This is a genomic window from Pseudomonas sp. LBUM1672, from assembly GCF_059695655.1.
Window position 1 is genome coordinate 3716218 of sequence record NZ_CP166781.1, and the last position, 24148, is coordinate 3740365.

The following is a 24148-nucleotide window of genomic DNA, read 5'->3' on the forward strand; positions in this document are numbered from 1 at the left end:
CGCTCCTGCTCCCTGATGGGTATTTCGTCAACTTACCGAGTCACTGCCGCACGGCGAGTCCCCGCAAACGCACTTGTACCGAGCCAGCGCCACAAGTTCTCCGCATCCTTCACCGCGCCATCCACACGCAGCTCTTGCGATTGAAGCACCTCCCGCGGTGTGCGGTCGCCGGTCCAGACCTCGGTCAACGCGCGCACGCTTGAATCCACGACCAGCGTCAGTTCGCGGCCCGGGTCGTCGCGGCATAGATCCGCCACGCCCTGCTCCACCACCAGCCACCACGCTTGCTCGCCGGGTCGCGCATCGCGGAATGTGAACTGGATGACCACCGGTCGGGACGGGAAGGTTTCGATGCGCACGAACCGGCGTACGTCCCACATCAGCAGGCCGGCGTCGAGTTGATCGTCACGCAGGCGACTGCCGATCCAGCGTGCGCCCCAATGCCCCAGCGCCATGATGATGGGGCGCAGTTCCTCGCCCGCCTCGGTCAGGCTGTATTCCCAGACTTTGCCGGTGGCCGTGCGGTGAATGACGCCGATGTCTTCCAGATGGCGCAGCCGTTGTGCCAGCAGGTTGGTGGACATCCGGGGGACGCCGCGGTGCAGTTCATTGAAGCGTTTGCTGCCGCACAGCAGCTCGCGCACCACCAAGGGTGTCCAGCGCTCGCACAGGGCTTCCGCACCGCGGGCGACCGTGCAGAACTGACCGTAGCCTTCTTCCATCGCCAGGACTCCGCAATTGCAACGCTTCACTTTTTGAACTAGCCCGGCCCCTTCGCCACGCGCACGCTCAAGCCTTCGAAAGCCAATTTTCAAAGGAGAACGCCATGACCACGGTAGCCATCATTCAGCGCCCGCCCGTGCTGCTCGATCGCAGCGCAACGATCGCCCGGGCCGTGCAATCGGTCGCCGAAGCTGCGGCGGCGGGAGCCTCGCTGATCGTTTTGCCCGAATCGTTCATTCCCGGTTATCCGTCGTGGATCTGGCGGCTGGCGGCGGGAAAGGACGGGGCTGTCATGGGCCAGTTGCACACGCGGCTGCTGGCCAATGCCGTCGACATCGCCAACGGTGATCTGGGCGAATTGTGCGAAGCCGCCAGGGTTCACGCCGTGACGATCGTGTGCGGCCTCAATGAATGCGATCGGCGCACGGGAGGCGGCACGCTCTATAACAGCGTAGTCGTTATCGGTCCGGACGGCGCCGTGCTCAACCGACACCGCAAGCTGATGCCGACCAATCCAGAGCGCATGGTGCATGGCTTCGGCGATGCGTCCGGGTTGCGCACGGTCGACACACCGGTCGGCCGCGTGGGCGCGCTGATCTGCTGGGAAAACTACATGCCGCTGGCGCGCTATTCGCTGTATGCCCAAGGGGTGGAAATCTACGTCGCGCCCACGTACGACACCGGCGAAGGCTGGATCAGCACGATGCGGCACATTGCACTCGAAGGGCGCTGCTGGGTGCTGGGCAGTGGCACTGTGCTGCGCGGCAGTGACATTCCCGAGGACTTCCCGGCGCGTGCGCAACTGTTTGCCGATCCGGAGGAATGGATCAACGACGGCGACTCGGTGGTGGTCAGTCCGCAAGGCCGGATCGTGGCCGGTCCACTGCACCGGGAGGCCGGCATTCTGTATGCGGACATCGACGTCGCACTCGTGGCGCCAGCACGGCGGGCGCTCGACGTCACCGGGCATTACGCGCGTCCGGACATTTTTGAGTTGAAAGTGCGGCGCACGCCGGCGACAGCGGCGCATTTCATCGACGAAGGAGTCATGCCATGAGCATTGAACGGTCTTACAAGGGCAGTTGTTTCTGCGGCGCGGTCGAGTTCACCGTCAGCGGCGAGCCGGCCGGAATGGGCTATTGCCATTGCGAGTCGTGCCGGCACTGGTCAGCAGGACCGGTCAACGCCTTCACGCTGTGGAAACCCGACGCGGTGCATGTGACACGGGGTGCCGACAACATCGGCACCTTCAACAAGACACCTCGCAGTTACCGCAAGTGGTGCAAGACGTGCGGTGGACACCTTTTCACTGAACACCCTGAAATAGGGCTGATCGATGTGTATGCCGCGGTCATTCCGGACCTCGAGTATTCGCCGGGTGTTCACGTGCACTATCAGGAGACGGTGCTGCGGATCAAGGATGGATTGCCGAAGTTGAAGGATGTCCCCGGCGAGTTAGGCGGATCGGGTATCAGCGTGGAGGAATAGCACAGCGAGGCCGAACGCTGAATTCAAGCGTTAATCAAACGCACCGTTCAGCACTTCATAGATGAGCCCGGTGGCCAGCGCGACCAGGATCAAATCAGTCCCCGCTTGCTGCCATTCATACCCATCGTAATGAGGCAGCCTGCCGATCAACCGGCCATCCAGTTTTTTGGCAATGCCGGGGGGAAGCGGCTTGCCACGAGCAAGGTTCTTTTGAATGCCGGGTGGCAACGCAGGCCCGGGACTCCAGTAGTCCCGGTAGCCGCCCACAATTCCCAGAATGTTGCTGCGATTGATGCTCGGCCCATGATCCCAATCGCCGCCTCCTGAGTTTTTACCTTTGCCCGCCTGACCGCCCTGATTGCCATGGGTCTGGCTGTTTTGCGGGTTTCCCTTGCCGTTGCCCTGGCCTTTTCCATTCCCGGGATCGGCCAATGCAGTTACCGAACCGCAGGCCAGAGCAAGACTTGTTACAGCAGCAATCAACGAGTGGGATCTGAACATCGGGTCGTTCCTTCAGTAGGCGATAGCCCTCTGACTGTAGACGCTTTGGACGGTGTGGGTTCCATGTACCGATGCAGGACACTTCCCCCACGCCGCCATTGCACCGAACGCTTGAGCAACATCAACAAATAGCCGATCCGCATGGGGTATCTTGACGCGACTCTTGCGCGCTGAGGATTCGCCATGCCTTCTACCCCCACCGAAGTGGACGTCGCGATTATCGGCGGCGGCCAGTCGGCACTCGCCGTGGCGTACTTCCTGCGCCGAACCGGGTGTTCGTTTGTGATCATTGATGCCGAAGCCGGACCGGGCGGCGCCTGGCGGCACGGCTGGAACTCCCTGCGACTGTTTTCACCCTCGACCTGGAGCTCCATCGCCGGCTGGATGATGCCGCCGGTCACGGACGGCTACCCAAGTCGCGACCACGTACTCGATTACCTGCGCCAGTATGAGCAACGCTACCAATTCCCTACCGCGCGGCCCTATTGGGTGAACGCTATTGAACGCCGGAACAGTCGCCTGCTCCTCAAGACCGATAGCCGTAGCTGGCTGGCCCGCACAGTGGTCAGCGCGACGGGCACCTGGCGCCATCCCTTCCTGCCGCATTACCCCGGCAGTGAAACCTTTACCGGCCAGCAATTGCATTCGGCTCACTACGTCGACGCCAAGCCGTTTGCCGGAAAAAAAGTCCTGGTGGTGGGCGGTGGCAACTCCGGTGCACAAATCCTCGCTGAAGTCTCGCAAGTGGCCGACGTCACCTGGGTCACCCCGCAGCCGCCACAATTTCTCGCCGATGACGTCGATGGCCGAGTGCTGTTCGAACGCGCCACCGAACGCTGGAAAGCTCAGCTCGCCGGCACGGTCATTGAACAACCGGTCGGTGGCTTGGGCGATATCGTGATGGTGCCGCCAGTCGTCGAAGCCCGGGAGCGCGGCGTATTGCACGCGGTTCGGCCGTTCTTGCGCTTTACCGAAACCGGCGTGGTGTGGGCCGATGGCTCGCAAACGCCGGTCGACGCGGTGATCTGGTGCACCGGTTTCCACCCTGCCCTCGGCTATCTGGAATCACTGGGCGTGTGCACCGCCGATGGGCACGTGGCCGTCGAAGGCACGCATTCAATCCAAGAGCCGCGCTTGTGGCTGGTGGGCTATGGCGACTGGACAGGCGCGGCTTCCGCGACACTGATCGGCGTCACGCGCACGGCACGCAGTACCGTGGAAGAAATCGACCGATTTTTAACGGAACACTGAATCCAAGGGTGATCGCCGCGGCGGGGTCGATTTACACCCCCAATGTCTTGCGTAAATAACTCGCCGACGCCGGGCATAACTGTTTGAACTGGACGGTCTGGCTGATAGCCGCGGGGGCCGTCTGCCGATCGAACCGTTCATAACCATTGGCCGAGAAAAACCCGGCCGCCCCTTGGGTCAACAAATGCAGGCGGAGTGCACCTTGGGAGGCGGCACACTGTTCCAATGCAAGCAACACGGCGTTGCCCAGCCCTTCGCCACGACGTGCATCACTCACCACGACGGATCGCAGCAACATGTCGGGCGCAGCGCCCTCCAGGCCCCCAAACGCCACCCACTTCCCGTCCGCTTCAAACCGGTAAAACTGCCGACCGGGTTCGCTGACATCGTCACAGGGTAATGCCGCCTGACGCAGCGCATCACGCAGTTGATCCAGAGCGTTGTCGCCGACTTTAGTCATCTGCATATGAAGCGCCTTTGAAGGTCCGAATGCGTTGAAGGCTAGCAGGCCGCTTGAGCCGCCGACGATGCCCGAAAGATTTTCATCGACACCACCTCGGCCTGAATCGCCACATCCTTGCCGGGGATGCGCAAGGAAGACGCACTGGCAACGATCTGCGCACCGCGGGTGCCTCCGGCCTGAAAGCCAAGGATCAGCAGGGTACTGCGTGGATTGGGCGACCGACATCGCGCAGCTGATCTTTATTAACGGCGCGCTACGGGGTGCCCTTCAGTCGAACCCGGCCAATGGCTTGACGATGGTCAAACTGCAGGATGCGCGGTTCAACACGCTTTCGGCCGTGCTGCCGATGAACCGGTCGATCCCGTGCCGACTGACCGTGCCGAGTACCAGCACGTCGAAGGCATTCTGGCGGGCGAACAGGGCGATCACTTTGTGGGGGATGCCGGACAGTCGATGCTGGCATTTTTTCTCGATGCCATAACGCTCGGCAAGCAATTCAAAGGCCTCGTCCTGGGCATCGTTGACCGCGTCGCGCAAACTGCCATCCAGACTCCACGTCGGCACACTCATTGCGGAGTCGCCCACTACGGACCAGTTGCTGACGTTTAACACGTGCAAGACGGCGCCACAGGAAACCGCCAGCGTCGAGGCCAGGTCGAGAATCCGGTCATTGAGCCCTTGGGTCAGCTCCTCCAGGTGGGACAGGTCGATGGCCGCGAGAATGCTCAACGGTTTGGGATTGCGGGCGTCGGTGACCAGGTGCAAGTGTCCAGGACAGTCGCGCAGCAATAGCCAATCCAGCGGGCGATGAAACGCACGGTCGAGTGCCGGCACATGCTGGGTGTCCTTGATCACCAGGTCCGCGTGGAAGTCATTCACATACTCAAGCACCTGCGCCAGGCTTGACCTGGCCCAGACCACTTCAGTGGTCACCTGCAAACCGCCACACCGTTGAAACCGCGCTTGCTGCTCCAGCCAGTGGCGATGCACCTGCAAGTAGCCCTCGCGCGCCTGAGCCATCGCATCGTGGTCAAACAGCCCGGCCACGGCCAGCGCCTGCACATAGTCAAAGGCGACGATGTGCAATAAGGCGCCGGTGGCACACGCCAGTGCATGCGCCCGGTCGAATGCCGGGGTGCGGACCATCTCCGAGGGGGCAATCAATAAGATACGTTTGAGTCTCAGCATCACATACCTCGTCCCGTGAGCGACTTGTTGCCTTACCGCAAAATCGACTCCTGTCGGCGTTTGTGCAGCTCTTCAGGATCATGGCGGCTGGAAAGCTATCGTTTGAGTATCGGGCGTTATCCCGTGAAGGCTCTGATCTTTGTCAACTAATGGAAGGCTTTCGGCGGGCGTCCCATCGACTTCGGGCTCACAGAAGCATTGTTGATTTAGCTCAATGATTTTTCGTCGCCCAGGCGTAGAAAACACTGAGCGGACTCACGGTTACGTAATCTATGCTCGACCCCGCTCGCCCAGACACTCCGCTCTCGCTAGAGGTTCGCCATGCTCGCAGTCACGCTGATCAATACACTGGTGGTCATCGTCGTCGTGGTGATCCATTACGAGTGCCTGTTGCGGCTCAACGATTGGCTGCCCCGGCTCAAGCTCTGGAGCCGCTTCAGGATCGTCGTCGGGGTATTCGGGGCGCTGTTTGCCCACGCATTGGAAGTCTGGTGCTTTGCCTTGGTCTATTACCTGATGGCGCGTGACGGCCGATGGGGCAACCTGACGGGCAACTTCGATGGTTCGTTCATGGACTGCGTGTACTTTTCCTTCACCACCTACACGACCATCGGCTTCGGCGATATTTCACCGGTGGGCAACCTCAAATACCTGACCGGCCTGCAAGCCTTGACCGGTCTGGTCCTCATTACCTGGACAGCGTCTTTTCTGTTTCTCGAAATGCAGAAGTACTGGAAGCGCAAATAACCGGGCTCATGCACCGGGGTGGTCCCGGGCACCGGCGTCGAAAGCGGTTTCGCGCTGCCAGGCCCGCTGCAACAGGTCGATGACCTCTTGATCCGACGTCTGGGAAAAATCCATGTACCAATAACCGATCGACATGAGCCATTCGGGGATGATCGGACAGATCAGCTCATCCACCTCGCGGCGCAACGCCTCGACGGTTTCGAGCGGGGCGACGGGCACCGCAACCACAATCCGCGACGGCGCCTGTGCACGCGCCGCATGGATCGCCGCCTGCATTGAAGCGCCGGTCGCCAGGCCGTCGTCGATCAGGATCACCACCTGATCCTTGAGCGACACCGGCGCGCGCGTTCCCCGGTAAACCTGCTCGCGACGCAACAACTCGCGGGTTTCCCGGGCGACCACGGCGTCGAATGCCGCCTTATCGATGGGGTGAGCCCGCAACGCTTGTTCATTGAGGATCTGGATGCCGCCACTGGCAATCGCGCCCATGGCGTACTCCGGGAGGGATGGCACGCCGAGCTTGCGGACCAGCATCAGGTCCAGGCGCACCCCAAGGGCAGTGGCCACTTCATAGGCCACCGGAACACCGCCACGGGGCAACGCGAGAATGATCACATCGGGTCTGTGAGCGTATTGCAGCAGCGGTTCCACCAGGCGTCGACCGGCGGCGGGCCGGTCCTGCAAAGTGGTGGGCAACGCGAGATTCGGACTCATCGAAAAACCTCCTCAGGCGATCAGGCCTGTCGACTCGCATCACATCGGCGATCTATCGATTGTCGTGCTGAAGACGGCGGGCATCAACCCTGCCTCGATGCCGTCTAGACCGCCAGTACGTTGCACGGCACCTGATACAAAATGTGCTCGGTGGTGCTGCCCAGCAGCTTGTCGACGCCGGAGGACTGGACCTTGCCCATCACGATCACATCCACGTCATGCTCGTGAGCAAATTCGCTTAGCGCCTGGACCGGATGGCCGGAAACGATGTGGCGACGATCCGCAGGCACACCAAATTGGCCGGCGAGTTTCACGAAAGCTTGCTGCAGGTCCTTGCGCAGCGCTTTGGTCAGGTCTGCCAGGGTCAAGCCATCCATGTCCGCCAGAAAAGCCGCCGAAATGTCACAGGCATACACCAAATGCAATTCGGCATCGCACTGGATGGCCAGGCTTGTGGCCTGACTGATGATCCGCTCGTTCAGCGTGTTGTCGGGTGACTCGGTATCGAACACTTCCACCGCCGCCACGATCTTGCGCGGCCAGCCGTCGCCATGCCCCCCGCCCACCAGATAGACCGGCATCGGGCAGTGACGCAGCAAGTACCAATCCAGCGGCGTGAAAAAGGCGCGTTTGAGCGCTGATTCGTGCTGCACCTGCTTGATCAACAGGTCGGGCTGCATTTCCGTGACGTGATCGAGGATGTCTTGCTCCATGTCCTCAGCCCAGGTCACCTCCGTGGTCACGTCGAGGCCCTCGCAGCGCAGCGTTTCGGCCTGCACCTTGAGCCAGTCACTCTGATCCTGCAGGTAGCGCTGACGGGCCTGTTCCCGATCACCTTCCTCCAGCAGCGACAACAATTTGAACGAAGGAATGAACGCGGCGATGTGCAGGCTCGCGCCGCTGGCCTTGGCCAATGCCGCCGCATGCTTGATTGCCGGGGAATGGCGCAGGGCCGGATTGATGATGAGTAACAAGCGTTGATACTGGCTCATGATTTTTCTCCCGTCAGGTGGGTATTGGCCGGCGTCCATTGCCAATTCAGCACCTCGGGCATGTCTTGCCCGTGCTCGATGAGGTAGAGCTTGTGCCGCTCCATCGTCGACCAGTAGCGCGACCGCGCGGTGTGCACCTGATCGTGCAGCCGTGGCACGCGCTCGATGACGTCCAGCGCCAATTGATAGCGATCCAGATTGTTGATCACCGCCATGTCGAACGGGGTGGTGGTCGCGCCCTCCTCCTTGAAGCCACGGACGTGGAAATTGTCATGATTGGTGCGTTTGTAGAGCAGGCGGTGGATCAGCGCGGGGTAACCGTGGAAGGCGAAAATCACTGGTTTGTCGACGGTGAACAGCTCATCAAACGCCGAATCCGATAACCCATGGGGATGCTGAAAGGACGGCTGCAACACCATCAAGTCGACCACATTGACCACCCGCACCCGCAAGTCCGGCACGTACTCGCGCAACAGGGTCACGGCGGCCAGGGTTTCCAGGGTCGGCACGTCCCCGGCGCAGGCCATGACCACGTCCGGGTCTTCATCGTTCTGGCAGGCCCACGCCCATCGGCCGATGCCGGTCTGGCAGTGGCAGATGGCGGCATCGATGTTCAGCCACTGCCATTCCGGTTGCTTGCCGGCGACGATGACGTTGATGTAATTGCAGCTTTTGAGGCAATGGTCAGCCACCGACAGCAGGCAATTGGCGTCGGGCGGCAAGTAGATGCGCACCACGTCCGATTTCTTGTTCGCCACCAGATCGATGAACCCGGGATCCTGGTGGGAGAAGCCGTTATGGTCCTGACGCCAGACATGGGAGGTCAGCAAATAATTGAGCGAAGCAATCGGTTTGCGCCACGGTACTTCGCCGGCGGTTTTCAGCCATTTAGCGTGCTGGTTGACCATTGAATCGACGATATGGATGAACGCCTCGTAACAAGACAGCAGGCCATGACGCCCGGTCAGCAGATACCCTTCGAGCCAGCCCTCGCACACCTGTTCGCTGAGGATTTCCATCACCCGGCCATCGGCCGCCAAATGGATATCGTCCGCCTCCAATGGATCCATCCAGGTCTTGGCGCTGACTTCATAGACCGCGTCCAGTCGGTTAGAGGCGGTTTCATCCGGGCCGAACAGGCGAAAGTTGTTCGAGGCCAGGCTGTTTTTCATCACGTCGCGCAAAAACGTGCCCATGACTCGCGTGGCCTCGGCGCGAAGGCTGCCGGGCTCTTCGAGTTTCACCGCATAGTCGGCGAATCGTGGCAGGTCCAGCGGTCGCAACAACGCGCCGCCGTTGGCGTGGGGATTGGCACTCATGCGTCGATGCCCGGTCGGTGCCAGCGCAGCGATTTCAGGCAGCAACGCGCCATTGGCATCAAATAGCTCATCGGGACGGTAACTGTGGAGCCATTCCTCCAGTTGCCGCAGATGGATCGGTTGCTGGAAATCGGCCAAGGGCACCTGATGCGCACGGCAGGTGCCTTCGACACGATGGCCGTCGACGAATTTCGGCCCGGTCCAGCCTTTGGGGGTGCGCAACACCAACATCGGCCAAAGCGGCCGCTCTGGCGCCCCGGACTGCCGAGGCTGGCGCGCTTCGCGCTGGATCTCGCGGATCTTCAGCACCATCGTATCCAGCGTCCGGGCCAGGGCCTGATGCACTTGCGCCGGCTCGTCACCTTCAACGAAATACGGGTCGTAGCCATAGCCATACATCAGGGCCGACAACTCATCCTCGCTGATTCGGGCCAGCACCGTGGGGTTCGCGATTTTGTAACCATTGAGGTGCAGGATCGGCAATACCGCCCCGTCACGCGCCGGGTTGAGAAACTTGTTGGAGTGCCAGCTCGCCGCCAGCGTGCCGGTTTCGGCTTCACCGTCGCCAATCACGCAGGCGACGATCAAATCGGGATTGTCGAACGCCGCGCCATAGGCATGGGCCAAGCTGTAACCCAGTTCGCCGCCTTCATGGATCGAGCCGGGAATCTGCGCCGACACATGGCTGGAGATTCCGTATGGCCAGGAAAACTGCCGGAACAGGCGAACCAGCCCGTTGGTGTTGCGCTCCACCGAGGGATAACACTCGGTATAGGTGCCTTCCAGGTACGTCTGCGCCACCACAGCGGGCCCGCCATGGCCAGGGCCTGCCACGAACAGCATGTTCAAGTCGTACTGTTTGATCAGGCGGTTGAGGTGGGTATAGATCAGGTTCAGCCCCGGCGTTGTGCCCCAGTGACCGAGCAGACGCGGCTTGATGTGCGCCAGGGTCAGCGGCTGGTGCAGCAGCGGATTGTCCTTGAGGTAGATCTGCCCGACGGCCAGGTAATTGGAGGCCCGCCAATAGGCGTCCAGCCCTTCCAGTTGCTCATCACTCAGGAAATCGCTCATGAAGTTCTCCGTAAAAGATCCGACCGGCCGGCAATCCTTGATCAATTCTGGGAGTCTGGAACGCTCGGGACTTGATTTACATCAAGTCTCCACGCCACTACTCAAGCTCAATGACATCAAGGGCTACGCCAGGTTGACCAAAACTGCCGATAGCGGGTTTCCCCGTTCGTCTATTACTTCAGCAATCGACTGAATGAAAAACACGCCCGAAGGCCCTCCCGCCTATGCTTAGCAGACCCCCAGACGGCGTCATTCCCCCATGCCTGAAACTCGTCCGCTGCAAGTTCATTACCTCAAGGCTGCGTGTTCCAGCTGCAGTGTGTTGGAGTTGTGTCTTCCCATTGGTATGACCGGAGCGGAAGTCGAACGGCTGGATACGCTGATCGTGCAACGCTTCAAGGTTAAAAAGGGCACCGCGCTGTACCGCACCGGCGACCCTCTGCGTTCGCTTTACGCGGTGCGTATCGGCTCATTCAAGACCTGCGTGGTGTCCGTCGATGGCCGTGAACAAGTCACCGGTTTTCACATACCCGGCGAAATGCTCGGTCTGGACGCCATCAGTGCCGAGGAGCACGCCTGTACGGCGATTGCCCTGGAGGACAGCGAAGTCTGTCCCATTCACTTTGCGCAGCTGGAAAAACTGGCGCAAACCCTGCCGTCGTTGCAGCACAACCTCAACCGGCTGCTGAGCCGCGAAATCGTGCGCGATCACAGCATGCTGATGTTGATGGGCAACATGAACTCCGATGAGCGCCTGGCGGCGTTTCTGCTGAACCTGTCCCAACGGTTCAGCATCCGTGGTTATTCATCCAAAGCGTTCGTGCTGAAAATGCGTCGCGAAGAAATCGGCTCCTACCTGGGGCTACGCCTGGAGACCATCTGCCGGGGCATTGCGCACCTGCGGGACCAAGGACTGGTGGAAATCGCCGGCCGCGACGTCAAGATCCAGAACATGGAAGGGCTCAAGCAGATGGTCGCCGGCTGTCATCGCCAACCCCGCTGATTTCGCCCGACTGGAGCTTCGTCATGCGCGCCATGGTTCTGTCTATCCCCGGCCAGCCGTTGCAACTGCAAGAACGCCCCATCCCGATACCCGGCCCACACCAACTGCTGCTTAAAGTGCTCGCCTGCGGCGTGTGCCGCACCGACCTGCACCTGGTGGACGGTGAGTTGCCGCAAGCCGTGCTGCCACGGGTGCCCGGCCATGAAATCGTCGGCGAAGTCACGGCGGTGGGCAGCGAGGTCACGCCCGACTGGATCGGCCGGCGGGTCGGCGTTCCGTGGCTTGGCTGGACCTGCGGTCAGTGCGGGTTCTGTACCTCGGGCCGGGAAAACCTGTGCGACCGTGCGCAGTTTACCGGTTGTCATCTGGACGGCGGATATGCCGAGTACACGGTGGCCGACCAGCGCTTCTGTTTCCCTATTCCCGAGGCGCTCTCGGACATCCAGGCTGCGCCGCTGCTGTGTGCCGGCCTGATCGGCTTTCGCGCGTTGCAAATGGCCAAGGGCGCTCGTCATTTGGGTCTTTATGGCTTCGGGGCCGCCGCGCATCTGGCGATTCAGGTGGCCCGGGGCCGGGGTCAACGGGTGTCGGCCTTCACTCGCCCGGAGGACAGCGAAGGCCAGGCCTATGCCCGATCACTGGGCGCGGAATGGGCCGGCCCTTCGGACCAGCCTCCGCCGCACTTGCTCGATGCCAGCCTGATTTTCGCGCCCGTCGGTGCGCTGGTGCCGCTGGCACTGGCCGTCACTGCCAAGGGCGGCTGCGTGATTTGCGCCGGTATTCACATGAGCGACATTCCCGCCTTCCCTTATCGGCTCTTGTGGGGCGAGCGCAGCGTGCGCTCGGTGGCCAACCTGACCCGAGAAGACGGCACCGCGTTTTTCGAAGAGCTGCAACACACGCCGGTGCATTGCGACGTCACCCGTTTTGCCCTGGAGGATGCCAATCAGGCCTTGACGTGTTTGAGGGCCGGCCAGTTCAAGGGCGCAATTGTCCTCACGCCCTGACGTTTGACCTGACCGCCACAATGCTGCCCGGCACCGAGTACAGCGCACGCTCCGTGTTACTGCCGATCAATCGGTCGATGCCCACCCGGTGCACGGTGCCCATCACGACCACATCCGCCAGGTATTGCTCGACGAATTCACTGATCACCGGCACAGGCAGGCCCATGACAAAGTGCCGTCGCTCAGGTGGCACACCGTAGCGATCCGCCAGGGTGACAAAAGCCTGGTGCAAGGATTGGCGCAGCTCCTCGATATAATCCACGCCCCAGCCACCCCCGGCCAGCGGCGCGTCGCCGTTGAAGGCTGGCGACAAGTCATAGGCGTAAAGCAGATGCAGCGGAGCGTCGCATTGCAGCGCGAGGGCGTTAGCGGTCTGGATGATGGTGTCATTCAAGCCATTGATTTGAGTTAAAGGGTCGAACGGGTCCACCGCCGCCACGACCCGGTGCGGCAAGCCGTAACGCGTCTGGTTGACCAGGTGCACGGGGACCGGACTCTCGCGCAGCAAGTGGCAATCGAGCGGCGTGATGAATACCCGTTTGAGCAGCGGTTCGAGGGTGACGTCCTTGATCAGCAGATCCGGTTTGAAGTCTTCGATCGTTTTCAGAATATCCAGCAGCGGATGGGTGGTGAACACCACGTCAACCGTCACCTTCAGCCCCATCTCGTCAAGCCGGTCGCCCTCGTCGGCTGCCCAGCGACGAAAGCGGCGCAAATAGCCCTGATACCTCGCATCGTCGATCTTGTCTTCCCACAAATGCACCACCGGTGCCGGCTCGACAAAGGCCCGCACCGCCAGCTCGGCGCCGCTCGCCCTGGCCAGCGCGACGGCCCGCAGCATGGCGGGGGACTGATGCAGGGTTTGGTCGGCGATCAGCAACAGACGTTGATATTGGCCCATCACACACCTCGGCTCGACACCGGTCGTTGAACGCCGGCAGGTGTCCAAGACTGCGCTCGTTACGCCCTCCTCCAGGTTGATTTACATCAAACATGAGCCAATGAATGCCTGCCGTCGCGAGTCTCTGATCCAGATCAGGTTCTGGCACCGCCAACGGCGTAGAAAGGAAGTAACCGAACGGCTCGTCACCGTGCGCCCACCTTTCAAACCAGATGGAGGATCACACCATGCTGACTGTCAAAGACCACAATGACCGAGCCGCTGCTGCCTACGCCGCAGTCACCGGTAAATACTGGATTGAAGCACTCAAGGATGGACGTCATGTGCTGATCCGGCCGCTGGCGGAAAAAGACCGCGAGCGCGAACTCGCCTTTATCAAGCGGCTGTCGCCCGAGTCCCGGCACATGCGCTTTCTCGCGCAGATCAACGAGCCCGGTGCGGCGATGCTCAACCAACTGATGGACACCGATAACAAACAGCGCACGGCCTACATTGCGCTGGTCCACGAAAATGGCCAACTGATCGAGATCGGTGTCAGCCGTTACGCCGCCACGGGCGAGCATGAATGTGAATGCGCCGTGACCGTCGCTGATGAATGGACGCACCTGGGTCTGGGCTCTTTGTTGATGGAGCATTTGATCAAGGCCGCGCGCAAGAACGGTTTCCGCCAGATGTATTCGGTGGACGCCTCCAGCAATGCGCCGATGCGCGACCTGGCCAAAGCGCTGGGTTTCGAGACGCACAATGATCCCGATGACACCCGTCAGGTCATTCATCGTCTTTCCCTGTAAAAAATTGCCCCGCGATGTTCCGGCCAACGGTTCATCGCGGGGCGATCCAGCCTTCAGGATTGCAGGACCCTGCCCGGTTTGATGGCCAGCACGCTGCAAGGCGCCCGATGCAACAATTGCTCGGCCGTGGTCCCCAACAGTTTGTTCAGCCCCTTGTGCTGCACCGTCCCCATCACGATGACATCGGTGTGGTGATCAGCGGCAAACTCACAAATGCTCGTCAGCGGCACGCCTTCGATGAAGTGACGATTCTGCGGCGCTATGCCGTGGCGCTCGGCCACTGCCGCAAACGCTTCGTGCTGGGTCGTTCCCAGGGTTTCGTATATCCCGACGGCCAATGGCAGCGCACCGAAGCCAATGTCCTGGGCGTACACGGCCGTCCAGTCATATACATGCACCAGCTCAAGCGCCGCACCACATACACTGGCCAGCTTCGCCGCGGCGTCGATAATCTGGTCGTTGAACACGTGGTCCTGATCCTTGCTGCGTAACACATCGATGATGGCCAGCACGTTGCGCGGCCTAGGGTTGAGGGCGTTGGTCACCAGGTGCACCGGCACCGGGCAATCGCGCAACAACTGCCAGTCCAGCGGGGTAAAAAAGACCCGCTTCAACGCCGACTCTTCCTGCGCATCCTTGATGATCAACGCCAAGGGCATCTCGTTGACGAAGTGCATGATCTCCTCGTAGGGATGCTGCACCCAGACCACCTCGCTGGTCACCTCGACCCCGTGTTTACTCATCAATCCGGCTTGCTCGGCGAGCCATTGCCGATGGGTTTGCAAATACCCGTCCCGGGCCACGTTGACCTGTTCTGGGGCAAACAGACCGGCCACCGCCAGGGCCTGCAAATAATCGAACGCCACAATGTGCAACGGCATCTGCATGGCGAGCGCCAACGCAGCTGCCCGGTCGAATGCCGGGGTGCGGGTCATGACTGAAGGAGCAATCAACAGTAAACGCTGTGTCTGCGACATGGTGCACCTCGGTACGCGGTCATCTTCATGGAAGGGACAGACCTGCAGAATGTGGCTTCCGGCCCCCCAGCGGCTTGATCTTTATCAATGACCCGGCGCGAAGCACCTTAATGCAGCAACATGCCCGCCCACATAGCCAGCGTCAGCAACACCTGGCCGGGAATCACGTACGCGGCGAATCGCCGCCCGCCGCTGACCCAGGCCACCAGGCATTTGCTCAAGGAGTTGCTGCTGACCGCGATCAGCGCAGGGCCAGCAATGGCGTCGAACGGCAACTGGCCCGATTTGGCCAGGGCGGCAATGGACGCCGTCGAGGCGTGCGCATCGGCGAATCCGGTCAAGGTGGCCGTCAGCATTACCCCCACCTCGCCGAAATGGCTGAGCATCACCGACGACACAAAGGTGATCCCGGTCATCATCAGCGTGACCATCAGGGCCAGCTTGAGGTTGAACGCGCCACCGACCTTGAACGGCTGGTTAGCGCCGCTCGCAGACCTTGGAAACATCAGGCAAACCCCATACAACGCAACGGCGGCGGCCCCGCACAACAGCGGCCCCCACATAGGTCGCAACAGACCGGTGTCAACCGCCCCCAGAATCAGGCCGACCTGCGTGACAGTGGCCAAATTGGACAGAATCGCTGCCGCGCTCAGGACTTTGACATTGTCCGGTTCCTTGCTGACCAGATGCCCCATGGCCGCAATGGTCACGGTGCTGGACGCAAACCCGGAGGCAATCGCACTGACCGCATAGCCGTAGTGCGTACCCAGCGCCCGGACGGCGATATGCCCCACCGCGCCCACCGCCATCAGCAACACGGTCAGGGTGCAAATGGTGCGCGGATTGATGGCGGCGTAAGGACCGATGAAACGGTCTGGCACCAGCGGCAACAGCACCAGCGCAGCAATCAACAGCACCAGGCCGTCGCGCATTTCCGCTTCGGTCAATTGGCTGCGGGCAAAGTGGTGCAACTTTTGACGGTAGGCCAGCAGCCCCGCGATCACCACGCCAATGGCAATCGCCAGCTCCGGCGCGGTGCCACATAACGCGCCCAGTACCAGCACCGCAAGCAATGCCACTTCACTGGTCACGCCAGGATCATTACTCGGACTGCGCCAGTACGCCACGGTGATCAGCAATGCCAGACAGATCGCCATGATTCCCAGCAGCAAGCCACCTCCGACCTGCATCGCCCCATAGCCCAACAGCGCCGTAATGGCGAAAGTGCGCAATCCGGCACAGGCCCGGCTATCCCCTCGTCCCTTGCGCCGTTCACGTTCAAGACCGATGAGCATGCCGATCCCCAGCGCAGCCGCCGCACCGGTCATGCCGAGGGTTTCATTCATTGGACTCTCGATCCGGGGTGAGCCCCGGCCCACCTACGCTCAGTTCACGCCAGATTGCGCCGTACTGATCAAGCATAGATTGATCATGATCAACCCCGTCGAGTATCGACCTTGCGACCGCACGTCCGACCTTCCCGCTTCACAGGCGCCGGCTTGACAAAGATCAAGCTGCAATTCCCGGTCAACGGCAGTATCGGCATCAGGTACACGCGCCAACTAACCTTCGCGGCCTGTTCCGGCCAGCGTCTGAGTGATGACCCTAGGGAGAATTGTCATGTCCGAGCAATCACGTTTCATGCTGGTCGTCTCGCCCCTGATGGAAAACAGCCCCGCGTTCGACCGGGCCGCCGCACTGGCCAAGGCTGAAGACGCAGCGCTGCACATCGTCGCCTTCGATTACCTGGAAGGCTTGGCGACCGCCGGCCTGGTCAACGATCAAGCGCTGGAGCAGATGCGCCTGGGGTACATCGAGCGCCACCGTCAATGGCTGGAAGAACAGGCCCGCCCCCTGCGCCATATTGGCGTGACCGTCACCACAGAAGTGGTCTGGGTCGAAAAACCGCTGCAGGAAATCCTGATCCATCTCAAGGAACAGCCCATGGCCCTGCTGATCAAGGCACTGGAACATGAATCGCTGCTGTCACGGATGATGTTTACGCCCCTGGATATCCATTTGCTGCGCGAATGCCCGGTGCCGCTGCACTTTGTCAGTCATATGCAGCACGCCTTGCCGCGCAGGATCGTCGCGGCGGTCGACCCTTTCCATCGTGACGGTCAGTACGAAGGCTTCAACGACCGGATCCTGCATGAAGCGGTGAAGCTGGCAACGGCGTGCAACGCCCGGCTCGACGTGGTTTACGCCTATGACTTGTCTTCGATCGGCGCCGATGAATTCGGCTTCGACAATGCCTCCGGATTCTTCTCCTCGACCACCGCCAAGACCCTGTTCGACGCCCAGGGCGAAGCCTTCAACGACCTGGCCGAGCGCAATGGTATCCCACCCGGGCAACGACACATGGTCATGGGCAACCCGGCCAAGGTCCTGGCCAGTTATGCCGATGCCTACAACACCGACGTGATCGTCATGGGGCGGGTTGGCCATCGCGGCATAGGCCGGCTGATTGGCAGCACGGTAGAACACTTGCTGTACAAAATGCCATGCAGCGTCTGGGTGGTTTCGCCCGAAGTGCTCAGCGACTGAAACCCTGCGAACCAGGGCTGCCGTGTCCAACGGCAGCCCATTTGTGTAAATCGCCCCAGGCCACTTTGTATTCCATTGGTCGAAACATCCTTGCTCTGTAGATTCAATGTAGATAGTTTTGAGTCTATGGAATCAGAGTGAGGTATCACACATGGCAGTCCCACTCCGGGAACAGGCACTCACCAAAACCCAATGCGTGACAGGCCTGCGTGCAGCCGTCGGCATCCTCGAAAAATGGCGCGCCTCCAGCGAGCAGGCCTGTCGCATCCTGCGCATTTCCCGCAGCACTTATACCCGCGCCCGGCAGCGCGATCCCTCGTGGTCCGTGGCGCTGGATTCAGACCAGATGCAACGCATCAGTTTCGTGCTCAACACCCACGCCGCACTGCGCCTGGTCTTCGATAACCCGGATAACGTCTACGGCTTCGCGTCGATGGCCAACCACAACGAGTTTTTCAATGGCCGCAGTCCGCTGGAGATCATGGCTCAGGGCGACATGATTTCCTTGTATGAAACCTTCAAGCGCATCGACGTGCTGCGCGGTGCGCAATGGTAACGGTGAACGAACTGGCAGAATTGGCCGGCGAGCAGCTGCAGGCTTATCGATTGGTCAATTCGAAGTTTCCACCGATCGCGATGTTCGATGACGTGGCGGATGCGGACGAGTTTGAGGTGCTGTATCAGATTCAAGCGTTGACGAATCCAAGGCTGAAAAATGAAGTGGGTCATCTTGAGTTGATTGCCCGGGATCAGATCCCGTTCGGCATTCCTGGCTGTTCTTACGCGACAGCGCCTTTTACCCACATCAACCCGGCGGGTTCGCGGTTCAGCGATGGCAGTTTTGGGGTGTTGTACCTGGCGGACTCCATGGAAACGGCGTTGGCCGAGGTGCGGCATCACCAGAGCCTGTACTGGTCGAATGTCCCGAGCCTCAACTATGAGCGGTTTGTGTTCCGGGGGCTGTCCTGCTCTTTCGTGGATGCAGCGATGAGAGATGCTGCGTCCATTGCGCTGACCGATCCTGTTTATGACCCTGACGATTACACCGAGTCGCGGCGTTTGGGGAGGTCAGTCAAAGAGGCGCGCTGTCCGGGCATTCGTTACCACTCGGTGCGGATGCAGGGCAGTTATTGCTGGGCGCTGATGACGCCGAGACCGGTTTTATCCATCGTTCAGGCGGCGCATTACGAAATGGTCTGGAATGGTCAGATGACGAGTGTCAATAAGATCAGCGAAGCCTGAGGCGTCTAAACCGGTGCTTTCGCACTCATTACCGGCGTCGATAGTCACCATCGACTCAATGAAGTTCTCATAAAAAATCCGCGGCGTAAGATCGGCTCCATACCAAACAACTACACCCCGGAGCACACCATCATGAAACGCCAAATCCTTCTCAGCATCGCTTTCTCGGTTTTCGCAGTTAACGCTTTCGCCGCTTCTTCTGCTCACCCGGTTGTCGCTGAAGGCGGCTCGGATCGTCTGATTGAAAGTCGTGTTGCCGAAGGTGGCTCCGACCGTCTGATTGAAAACCGCGTTGCTGAAGGTGGTTCTGACCGCCTGATTGAAAGCCGCGTCGCTGAAGGTGGCTCCGACCGTCTGATCGAAAACCGGGTTGCTGAAGGTGGGTCGGATCGTCTGATTGAAAACCGCGTTGCTGAAGGTGGTTCGGATCGTCTGATCGAGAACCGTGTTGCTGAAGGTGGCTCGGATCGTCTGATCGAGAACCGGGTTGCTGAAGGTGGTTCGGACCGCTTGATCGAAAGCCGCGCTGTATAAATGAATGGTTTCACCGAAGTCCTCGACGAAAAGCCCGGCCTCATCAGCCGGGCTTTTTTACGCTCTGGAGCCAGCACTTACCCTGGTGAGGTTTGGCTTCGCGCTGGTGTGTCTCAATACTGCGCTCGTAGCGTTGGGCGCCGGATTGCTGAGTGGATGGGCATTCCAATGAGCAGCGTGCGGATTAGCCTGATTACGCTCTGGACAGGCAGATTGCGCAGCAATCAACCGCTGCGTTAATCCACAATGAACAACTTGGCACCCGTGGTGCTGAAAGATCGATGCCCTTCTGCGTTGTTGCCCACCTGATAGCTCATCCCTGCGGTGAGCGTGAACTGGCGACCGTCCTCCAACTCAGTGTGCAACTCACCTTCCAGACACAACAGGATATGACCTCTCCAGCACCAGTGATCCGCCAGGTAGCCGGGGCTGTATTCGACCATCCGCACACGGGTCGAGCCAAACTGGCAGGTTCGCCAATGGGCGGTACCCGTCTCACCCGCATATTGGACAGGTTCGACAGTCGACCAGTCGGTCGTACCAAAGGGAATAGCCGTCAGATCCATGGTTACCTCATCAATGAAAGAGTGTCTGTAGACCGTACCCATCCAGTGGTACTTTCGATAGACACAGATACCTCGCATTCATGAGATACAGACGTCCGCTTTAGCATGATCGCCAGAGCGGTATCGCGGTTTTGTCATCCCCAAACGGAACGTCGGCGCCTTTTAAAGCGCCGATCTCTCCCGCTACACCGGTTTGTTCAGTGCAGCATCGATCATCAGACGCACGCCCCGCAGCACTTGGGCCGACACTTCAGGCCGCGCCTTCGACGTAGCACGCGCAACCGAGAGGGCGCCCACCATCGCGGCGACGATGCCCATGGCGGTGGCCAGCGCGTCGACGTCAGGATTGTTGGCGGCGACCCTGCGCTCAAATGCCCGCACCAGTACCATGTAACCCTCGGTGAACTTCACGCTGATCGCAACATCCTGACGGCCGATTTCGCTGGCAGACGCGGCCATTGCGCAGCTCTCGGCGTAGTTGTCGAGGCTGTCCACAGCCAGATAGTCGGACAGGAAACGCTCCAGGTCCGGCTCGCCATCGATCGTGCCCGTATAGAGCTTGGCATTGCCCTGCTCCAGGCTCCACGCCAGTGCCTCGGCGGCGAGCGCTTCCTTGGAGGGGAAGTGCGCGTACAGCGCGCCGTGGGTCAGGCCGGCCGATTTGCTGATCTCGGCGACGCCCACACCGTCGATCCCTTTCTCGCGAAACAGACGACTGGCGGTCTCCACCAGCGCGGCGCGATTGGCTTCTGATTTTTCTTTCGAGATTTTCATAATGAGGCTCCTCTGCGCTCATCCTTGCACACTATGATTGCGATCACAATTAACCAATTACCCTTGCCTGACTGGAATATATTACGGACAGAATATTTATGTTGACTTTAATAAATGCGACCACCATTATTAATCCAATGATTGCGAGCGCAATCTTACAGGGCGATAACCGCTCATCCAACCGGAGTACATCTCATGAAAATAAAAAATTCCGTAGCCTTCGTGACCGGCGCCAACCGCGGTCTGGGCCTCGCGTTCGCAAAAGAGCTCGTGGCGCGCGGTGCGAGCAAGGTCTACGCCGGAGTGCGCAACCCTGAAGGCGTCAACATTGCGGGGGTGATTGCCATTCGCCTTGACGTCAGCGACCCGGCATCGGTAGCCGCGGCGGTGGCCCAGGCAGGCGACGTGACGCTGCTGGTGAACAATGCCGGCATCGCCCGCCTTCTGCCATCGATGCTCGATCCTGGCCTGGTGGAAGCCGCTCGCGAAATCTTCGAAACCAACTATTACGGCGTCATGCACGTCAGCCTGGCCTTCGCCCCTGTACTTAAAGCCAACGGCGGCGGCGCGATCGTCAACGTACTGTCGGATGCGGCCTGGGTTGCCGCGCCGTTCCTGTCCGCCTACGCGGCATCGAAAGCGGCTGCATGGAGCTTCACCAACTCGCTGCGCATTGAACTCCAAGGCCAGGGCACCAGCGTGCAAGGCCTGCATGTGGGCTTTATCGACACCGACCTGACCCACGGTTTTGACGTACCGAAAGTCCAGCCATCCGACGTTGTGATCCAGTCGCTGGACGGCGTGGAAGCCGGCGTGAAAGAAGTGCTCGCAGACACAGGCACACGCGCCATAAAGGCCAGCCTGTCGACTGATCAAGCGGCTTACCTGAATCCCGAAACCGTCGCGTAAGGAGCCCACCATGCACCTCTTCCAGCGACTGACCCTCGGGGCTGTCTTTGCCTTCTCGATCAGCGGCGCCATCGCAGCGCCGGCGGCCACACATAACAGCGCACCCAATCAATTCGTCGAAGCTGACGGCGTGCGGTATGCCTATCGCCAGTTCGGCGCGCAGACGGGCGTGCCTGTCATCTTGCTCCAGCACTTTCGCGGCAACATGGATTACTGGGACCCGGCTTTGACCGATGGCCTGGCACAGCAACGGCCGGTCTACCTGTTCGACAATGCCGGCGTGGGCCTCAGTAGCGGCGAAACACCTGATTCGTTCGAAGCCATGGCCGATCACGTCGCTGCCTTTGCTCGCGCACGCGGGTTGACGCAGGTCGATGTGCTTGGCTTCTCAATCGGCGGCATGGTGGCGCAGGAAGTTGCGTTGCGTCATCCGCAACTGGTGCGCCGGCTGATCCTGGCGGGAACGTCGCCGCGTGGCGGGGTCTCGGGACATGATCCCCGGGTTCCCGGTATTGCGTTGCGCGAATCGATCGCCACACAGGAAGAAACTGCTTACCTGTTCTTCGATCCGGCGCCAGCAAGCCAGCAGGCGGCCCGGGATTTCTGGGACCGGCGTCACCAGCGCACGGAAGGCCTCGACAAGCTCAGTTCGATGAAGGTCATCGCGGCCCAAGGCGCGGCGCTGGGCAAGTGGAGCGTTCCCGGTGACGGCACTTTTTCGCAATTGAGCCAGATCACCCAACCGACCCTGGTGGTCAACGGCAGCAAGGACGTGATGGTGCCCACCGAGAACTCCTACACGCTGCAACAGCATATTCCGAACGCCAAGTTGCTGATCTATCCAAGTTCGGGGCACGGCGCATTGTTCCAGTACGCCAACGATTTCGTGCAGCAAGCCAATGCCTTCCTGGACCAGGCCGAATCCCATCGCTTTCGAAAACCCTTGAACGACACGCCGTCGCGCTAAGGAAATCCAATGTAGTCCCTTGTTTTATTGCCCCTAATCCCCCCTGGAGTTACGACCATGTCAGCACTATCGTCTGCGGCGTTCCGTCGCTGCTTGTTAGCTGTTTCAGCAACCGCTGGTGCCTTGGCACTGGTCGCCCTCGTCTCGCCCTCTTACGCCCGGGCCGCAACACCGCCTGTGGCCGCCGCCACCGTTGAGAAGGACAGCGCCATTCGTCCTTTCAAGGTGAACATTCCTGAAGACGCGGTGGCTGATCTGCGCAAACGCGTACTGGCGACCCGTTGGCCCGACCGCGAAACGGTCAATGACCAATCTCAGGGCGTGCAGCTTGAGAAACTGCAGGCACTCGTGGGCTATTGGGGGACGCAATACGACTGGCGAAAAGTTGAAGCCCAACTCAATGCCTTGCCGATGTTCGTGACCAACATCGACGGCCTCGACATCCAGTTCATCCACGTCAAATCGAAACATCCCAACGCCCTGCCGCTGCTGCTCACCCACGGCTGGCCCGGTTCGATTCTGGAACTGACCAAAGCCATCGGCCCGTTGACCGACCCGACGGCCTACGGCGGTCGCGCCGAAGATGCCTTTGACGTGATCATTCCTTCGATGCCCGGCTATGGCTTCTCGCAGAGACCTACCGATGGCGGCTGGGGTCCCGACCGTATCGGCGTGGCGTGGGACGTGTTGGTCAAGCGCCTGGGCTACAAGCGTTACGTGTCGCAAGGTGGCGACTGGGGATCGGTGATCGCCGACGCCATGGGGCGCCAGGCACCGCCCGGCTTGCTGGGGATCCACGTGAACATGCCGGCCACCGTGCCTGCCGATGTCGCCAAGGCAATCAACGACGGCACCTCGCCTCCCGCCGGTCTGTCGGCCAAGGAGACCGCGGCCTATGAGTCGCTGAAAACCTTCTTCGGCAAAAATGCGGCTTACGGCGCCATGATGAGCACCCGGCCACAAACCGTCGGCTACGGTTTGTCGGATTCACCCGCAGGCCTGGCCGCGTGGATGTTCGACAAATTCAACCAGTGGACCTACAGCGGCGGCGATGCAGAAAAATCCCTGACCAAGGACGAGATCCTCGACGGTATTTCACTGTATTGGCTGACCAACAGCGCGATATCCTCCGCTCGCCTGTATTGGGAAAACAACACCAACAACTTCAACGCCGTTGAACAGAAGACCCGGGATATCAAGATCCCTGTCGCGGTGACCGTGTTCCCCGGCGAAATCTATCAGGCGCCGAAAACCTGGACCGAACGCGCCTATCCCAACCTGATCTATTTCAACGAAGTGGATAAGGGCGGCCATTTTGCGGCCTGGGAACAGCCTGAACTGTTCGCCAAAGAACTGCGCGCCGCCTTCCGCTCCTTGCGCTAAATACTACGCTGCACGGGCCTGCCCATCGTCCTGATGGGCAGGCCGCACTATCGATTGGCATCTTAAAAGACATGGATCAGGCCTAATCGG

General features: G+C 60.4%; 27 protein-coding genes and 1 pseudogene. 15 read left to right on the forward strand and 13 right to left on the reverse strand.

The genetic code is table 11. The annotated features are described in order from the left end of the window. Window positions 1–32: 32 nt before the first annotated feature. Window positions 33–722, reverse strand: coding sequence for a winged helix-turn-helix transcriptional regulator (locus ACA053_RS16820; RefSeq protein ID WP_497393156.1), 690 nt, complete (start codon window positions 720–722; stop codon window positions 33–35). Window positions 723–826: 104 nt separating this feature from the next. On the opposite strand from ACA053_RS16820, the gene ACA053_RS16825 reads away from it, so the two are divergent. Together ACA053_RS16825 and ACA053_RS16830 are read left to right on the forward strand one after the other, a co-directional pair. Then, on the forward strand, window positions 827–1780 hold the full coding sequence (locus tag ACA053_RS16825) for a carbon-nitrogen hydrolase family protein (RefSeq protein ID WP_497311843.1): 954 nt from the start codon (window positions 827–829) through the stop codon (window positions 1778–1780). Beyond that, window positions 1777–2211, forward strand: coding sequence for a GFA family protein (locus ACA053_RS16830; protein ID WP_497311844.1), 435 nt, complete (start codon window positions 1777–1779; stop codon window positions 2209–2211). The genes ACA053_RS16825 and ACA053_RS16830 overlap by 4 nt, the downstream gene beginning before the upstream one ends. 30 nt (window positions 2212–2241) lie before the next feature. Here ACA053_RS16830 and ACA053_RS16835 read toward each other — a convergent pair whose 3' ends face one another. Then, window positions 2242–2712: an anti-virulence regulator CigR family protein gene (locus tag ACA053_RS16835; RefSeq protein ID WP_109632467.1), complete on the reverse strand. Its 471-nt coding sequence runs from the start codon at window positions 2710–2712 to the stop codon at window positions 2242–2244. 183 nt (window positions 2713–2895) lie between these two features. Between ACA053_RS16835 and ACA053_RS16840 the strand changes: the two genes are divergently transcribed. Further along, window positions 2896–3963 (forward strand): ArsO family NAD(P)H-dependent flavin-containing monooxygenase, encoded by a 1068-nt coding sequence (locus ACA053_RS16840; RefSeq protein ID WP_497393157.1) that lies wholly within the window; start codon window positions 2896–2898, stop codon window positions 3961–3963. A gap of 31 nt (window positions 3964–3994) precedes the next feature. On the opposite strand, the gene arsN2 is transcribed toward ACA053_RS16840, so the two are convergent. From arsN2 to ACA053_RS16855, 3 genes and pseudogenes are all read right to left on the reverse strand, one after another. Next, window positions 3995–4429 carry an arsenic resistance N-acetyltransferase ArsN2 gene (gene arsN2 / locus ACA053_RS16845; RefSeq protein WP_497393158.1) on the reverse strand — a complete coding sequence of 145 codons (435 nt, stop codon included), beginning with the start codon at window positions 4427–4429 and terminating at the stop codon, window positions 3995–3997. 62 nt (window positions 4430–4491) lie between these two features. After that, window positions 4492–4644: pseudogene (locus ACA053_RS16850) on the reverse strand (MBL fold metallo-hydrolase); the annotation flags it as partial. Window positions 4645–4693: 49 nt separating this feature from the next. Next, the gene (locus ACA053_RS16855; RefSeq protein ID WP_497393159.1) at window positions 4694–5614 is read right to left on the reverse strand and encodes a universal stress protein; all 921 of its coding nucleotides are present in this window, start codon (window positions 5612–5614) and stop codon (window positions 4694–4696) included. Between the two features lie 321 nt (window positions 5615–5935). Between ACA053_RS16855 and ACA053_RS16860 the strand changes: the two genes are divergently transcribed. Further along, entirely contained in the window at window positions 5936–6361 is a 426-nt protein-coding gene (locus ACA053_RS16860) for a potassium channel family protein (RefSeq protein ID WP_109632482.1), read from the forward strand. 6 nt (window positions 6362–6367) lie between these two features. Here the strand turns inward: ACA053_RS16860 and ACA053_RS16865 are convergent, their stop codons facing one another. The 3 genes from ACA053_RS16865 to ACA053_RS16875 form a co-directional block, all read right to left on the reverse strand. Continuing rightward, a complete protein-coding gene (locus ACA053_RS16865) occupies window positions 6368–7075 on the reverse strand; it encodes a phosphoribosyltransferase (protein WP_497393160.1) in 708 nt (235 codons plus the stop codon). Between the two features lie 104 nt (window positions 7076–7179). Beyond that, window positions 7180–8067 (reverse strand): universal stress protein, encoded by an 888-nt coding sequence (locus ACA053_RS16870; protein ID WP_497393161.1) that lies wholly within the window; start codon window positions 8065–8067, stop codon window positions 7180–7182. After that, a complete protein-coding gene (locus tag ACA053_RS16875; protein ID WP_497393162.1) occupies window positions 8064–10457 on the reverse strand; it encodes a phosphoketolase family protein in 2394 nt (797 codons plus the stop codon). The genes ACA053_RS16870 and ACA053_RS16875 overlap by 4 nt, the downstream gene beginning before the upstream one ends. On the opposite strand from ACA053_RS16875, the gene ACA053_RS16880 reads away from it, so the two are divergent. From ACA053_RS16880 to ACA053_RS16890, 3 genes are all read left to right on the forward strand, one after another. Beyond that, window positions 10456–10650, forward strand: coding sequence for a hypothetical protein (locus ACA053_RS16880; protein ID WP_109632490.1), 195 nt, complete (start codon window positions 10456–10458; stop codon window positions 10648–10650). The two genes, ACA053_RS16875 and ACA053_RS16880, sit on opposite strands and share 2 nt — an antisense overlap. Window positions 10651–10716: 66 nt before the next feature. Next, complete coding sequence (fnr, locus tag ACA053_RS16885) at window positions 10717–11460, forward strand: fumarate/nitrate reduction transcriptional regulator Fnr (RefSeq protein ID WP_497393163.1); 744 nt, start codon at window positions 10717–10719, stop codon at window positions 11458–11460. 23 nt (window positions 11461–11483) lie between these two features. After that, window positions 11484–12467: a zinc-dependent alcohol dehydrogenase family protein gene (locus tag ACA053_RS16890; RefSeq protein WP_497393165.1), complete on the forward strand. Its 984-nt coding sequence runs from the start codon at window positions 11484–11486 to the stop codon at window positions 12465–12467. Here ACA053_RS16890 and ACA053_RS16895 read toward each other — a convergent pair. Further along, on the reverse strand, window positions 12457–13368 hold the full coding sequence (locus ACA053_RS16895; RefSeq protein WP_497393166.1) for a universal stress protein: 912 nt from the start codon (window positions 13366–13368) through the stop codon (window positions 12457–12459). The genes ACA053_RS16890 and ACA053_RS16895 overlap by 11 nt on opposite strands. A gap of 227 nt (window positions 13369–13595) precedes the next feature. Between ACA053_RS16895 and ACA053_RS16900 the strand changes: the two genes are divergently transcribed. Then, the gene (locus ACA053_RS16900; protein WP_109632498.1) at window positions 13596–14159 is read left to right on the forward strand and encodes a GNAT family N-acetyltransferase; all 564 of its coding nucleotides are present in this window, start codon (window positions 13596–13598) and stop codon (window positions 14157–14159) included. Between the two features lie 53 nt (window positions 14160–14212). On the opposite strand, the gene ACA053_RS16905 is transcribed toward ACA053_RS16900, so the two are convergent. Next, window positions 14213–15136, reverse strand: a complete 924-nt coding sequence (locus ACA053_RS16905; RefSeq protein ID WP_497393167.1) for a universal stress protein — start codon at window positions 15134–15136, stop codon at window positions 14213–14215. 107 nt (window positions 15137–15243) lie between these two features. Further along, on the reverse strand, window positions 15244–16482 hold the full coding sequence (locus tag ACA053_RS16910) for an MgtC/SapB family protein (protein WP_109632502.1): 1239 nt from the start codon (window positions 16480–16482) through the stop codon (window positions 15244–15246). A 274-nt stretch (window positions 16483–16756) separates the two neighbouring features. On the opposite strand from ACA053_RS16910, the gene ACA053_RS16915 reads away from it, so the two are divergent. The 4 genes from ACA053_RS16915 (at window position 16757) to ACA053_RS16930 (ending at window position 19459) form a co-directional block, all read left to right on the forward strand. Further along, window positions 16757–17683 carry a universal stress protein gene (locus tag ACA053_RS16915; RefSeq protein WP_109632504.1) on the forward strand — a complete coding sequence of 309 codons (927 nt, stop codon included), beginning with the start codon at window positions 16757–16759 and terminating at the stop codon, window positions 17681–17683. A gap of 151 nt (window positions 17684–17834) precedes the next feature. Further along, window positions 17835–18239 carry an antitoxin Xre-like helix-turn-helix domain-containing protein gene (locus ACA053_RS16920; RefSeq protein WP_497311856.1) on the forward strand — a complete coding sequence of 135 codons (405 nt, stop codon included), beginning with the start codon at window positions 17835–17837 and terminating at the stop codon, window positions 18237–18239. Beyond that, a complete protein-coding gene (locus tag ACA053_RS16925; protein WP_497393168.1) occupies window positions 18233–18925 on the forward strand; it encodes an RES family NAD+ phosphorylase in 693 nt (230 codons plus the stop codon). The genes ACA053_RS16920 and ACA053_RS16925 overlap by 7 nt, the downstream gene beginning before the upstream one ends. Before the next feature lie 132 nt (window positions 18926–19057). Beyond that, complete coding sequence (locus ACA053_RS16930) at window positions 19058–19459, forward strand: hypothetical protein (protein WP_497311858.1); 402 nt, start codon at window positions 19058–19060, stop codon at window positions 19457–19459. Window positions 19460–19695: 236 nt separating this feature from the next. Here ACA053_RS16930 and ACA053_RS16935 read toward each other — a convergent pair whose 3' ends face one another. Together ACA053_RS16935 and ACA053_RS16940 are read right to left on the reverse strand one after the other, a co-directional pair. After that, window positions 19696–20025, reverse strand: coding sequence for a DHCW motif cupin fold protein (locus tag ACA053_RS16935; protein ID WP_497393169.1), 330 nt, complete (start codon window positions 20023–20025; stop codon window positions 19696–19698). A 183-nt stretch (window positions 20026–20208) separates the two neighbouring features. Further along, entirely contained in the window at window positions 20209–20799 is a 591-nt protein-coding gene (locus ACA053_RS16940; RefSeq protein WP_497393170.1) for a TetR/AcrR family transcriptional regulator, read from the reverse strand. Between the two features lie 195 nt (window positions 20800–20994). Here ACA053_RS16940 and ACA053_RS16945 point away from each other — a divergent pair, with 195 nt between their 5' ends. From ACA053_RS16945 to ACA053_RS16955, 3 genes are read left to right on the forward strand one after another with little or no spacing between them, the layout of a single operon-like run. Further along, window positions 20995–21708 (forward strand): SDR family oxidoreductase, encoded by a 714-nt coding sequence (locus tag ACA053_RS16945; protein ID WP_497393171.1) that lies wholly within the window; start codon window positions 20995–20997, stop codon window positions 21706–21708. Window positions 21709–21718: 10 nt separating this feature from the next. After that, complete coding sequence (locus ACA053_RS16950; protein WP_497393172.1) at window positions 21719–22675, forward strand: alpha/beta fold hydrolase; 957 nt, start codon at window positions 21719–21721, stop codon at window positions 22673–22675. 57 nt (window positions 22676–22732) lie between these two features. Then, window positions 22733–24058 (forward strand): epoxide hydrolase family protein, encoded by a 1326-nt coding sequence (locus tag ACA053_RS16955; protein ID WP_497311868.1) that lies wholly within the window; start codon window positions 22733–22735, stop codon window positions 24056–24058. Window positions 24059–24148: the final 90 nt, after the last annotated feature.

What these genes read in the sequence shown, in the direction of transcription:
- ACA053_RS16820 (WP_497393156.1), bottom strand. Translation starts at nt 722, where the DNA reads ATGGAAGAAGGCTACGGTCAGTTCTGCACGGTCGCCCGCGGTGCGGAA.
- ACA053_RS16825 (WP_497311843.1), top strand. Translation starts at nt 827, where the DNA reads ATGACCACGGTAGCCATCATTCAGCGCCCGCCCGTGCTGCTCGATCGC.
- ACA053_RS16830 (WP_497311844.1), top strand. Translation starts at nt 1,777, where the DNA reads ATGAGCATTGAACGGTCTTACAAGGGCAGTTGTTTCTGCGGCGCGGTC.
- ACA053_RS16835 (WP_109632467.1), bottom strand. Translation starts at nt 2,712, where the DNA reads ATGTTCAGATCCCACTCGTTGATTGCTGCTGTAACAAGTCTTGCTCTG.
- ACA053_RS16840 (WP_497393157.1), top strand. Translation starts at nt 2,896, where the DNA reads ATGCCTTCTACCCCCACCGAAGTGGACGTCGCGATTATCGGCGGCGGC.
- arsN2 (WP_497393158.1), bottom strand. Translation starts at nt 4,429, where the DNA reads ATGCAGATGACTAAAGTCGGCGACAACGCTCTGGATCAACTGCGTGAT.
- ACA053_RS16855 (WP_497393159.1), bottom strand. Translation starts at nt 5,614, where the DNA reads ATGCTGAGACTCAAACGTATCTTATTGATTGCCCCCTCGGAGATGGTC.
- ACA053_RS16860 (WP_109632482.1), top strand. Translation starts at nt 5,936, where the DNA reads ATGCTCGCAGTCACGCTGATCAATACACTGGTGGTCATCGTCGTCGTG.
- ACA053_RS16865 (WP_497393160.1), bottom strand. Translation starts at nt 7,075, where the DNA reads ATGAGTCCGAATCTCGCGTTGCCCACCACTTTGCAGGACCGGCCCGCC.
- ACA053_RS16870 (WP_497393161.1), bottom strand. Translation starts at nt 8,067, where the DNA reads ATGAGCCAGTATCAACGCTTGTTACTCATCATCAATCCGGCCCTGCGC.
- ACA053_RS16880 (WP_109632490.1), top strand. Translation starts at nt 10,456, where the DNA reads ATGAAGTTCTCCGTAAAAGATCCGACCGGCCGGCAATCCTTGATCAAT.
- ACA053_RS16875 (WP_497393162.1), bottom strand. Translation starts at nt 10,457, where the DNA reads ATGAGCGATTTCCTGAGTGATGAGCAACTGGAAGGGCTGGACGCCTAT.
- fnr (WP_497393163.1), top strand. Translation starts at nt 10,717, where the DNA reads ATGCCTGAAACTCGTCCGCTGCAAGTTCATTACCTCAAGGCTGCGTGT.
- ACA053_RS16890 (WP_497393165.1), top strand. Translation starts at nt 11,484, where the DNA reads ATGCGCGCCATGGTTCTGTCTATCCCCGGCCAGCCGTTGCAACTGCAA.
- ACA053_RS16895 (WP_497393166.1), bottom strand. Translation starts at nt 13,368, where the DNA reads ATGGGCCAATATCAACGTCTGTTGCTGATCGCCGACCAAACCCTGCAT.
- ACA053_RS16900 (WP_109632498.1), top strand. Translation starts at nt 13,596, where the DNA reads ATGCTGACTGTCAAAGACCACAATGACCGAGCCGCTGCTGCCTACGCC.
- ACA053_RS16905 (WP_497393167.1), bottom strand. Translation starts at nt 15,136, where the DNA reads ATGTCGCAGACACAGCGTTTACTGTTGATTGCTCCTTCAGTCATGACC.
- ACA053_RS16910 (WP_109632502.1), bottom strand. Translation starts at nt 16,482, where the DNA reads ATGAATGAAACCCTCGGCATGACCGGTGCGGCGGCTGCGCTGGGGATC.
- ACA053_RS16915 (WP_109632504.1), top strand. Translation starts at nt 16,757, where the DNA reads ATGTCCGAGCAATCACGTTTCATGCTGGTCGTCTCGCCCCTGATGGAA.
- ACA053_RS16920 (WP_497311856.1), top strand. Translation starts at nt 17,835, where the DNA reads ATGGCAGTCCCACTCCGGGAACAGGCACTCACCAAAACCCAATGCGTG.
- ACA053_RS16925 (WP_497393168.1), top strand. Translation starts at nt 18,233, where the DNA reads ATGGTAACGGTGAACGAACTGGCAGAATTGGCCGGCGAGCAGCTGCAG.
- ACA053_RS16930 (WP_497311858.1), top strand. Translation starts at nt 19,058, where the DNA reads ATGAAACGCCAAATCCTTCTCAGCATCGCTTTCTCGGTTTTCGCAGTT.
- ACA053_RS16935 (WP_497393169.1), bottom strand. Translation starts at nt 20,025, where the DNA reads ATGGATCTGACGGCTATTCCCTTTGGTACGACCGACTGGTCGACTGTC.
- ACA053_RS16940 (WP_497393170.1), bottom strand. Translation starts at nt 20,799, where the DNA reads ATGAAAATCTCGAAAGAAAAATCAGAAGCCAATCGCGCCGCGCTGGTG.
- ACA053_RS16945 (WP_497393171.1), top strand. Translation starts at nt 20,995, where the DNA reads ATGAAAATAAAAAATTCCGTAGCCTTCGTGACCGGCGCCAACCGCGGT.
- ACA053_RS16950 (WP_497393172.1), top strand. Translation starts at nt 21,719, where the DNA reads ATGCACCTCTTCCAGCGACTGACCCTCGGGGCTGTCTTTGCCTTCTCG.
- ACA053_RS16955 (WP_497311868.1), top strand. Translation starts at nt 22,733, where the DNA reads ATGTCAGCACTATCGTCTGCGGCGTTCCGTCGCTGCTTGTTAGCTGTT.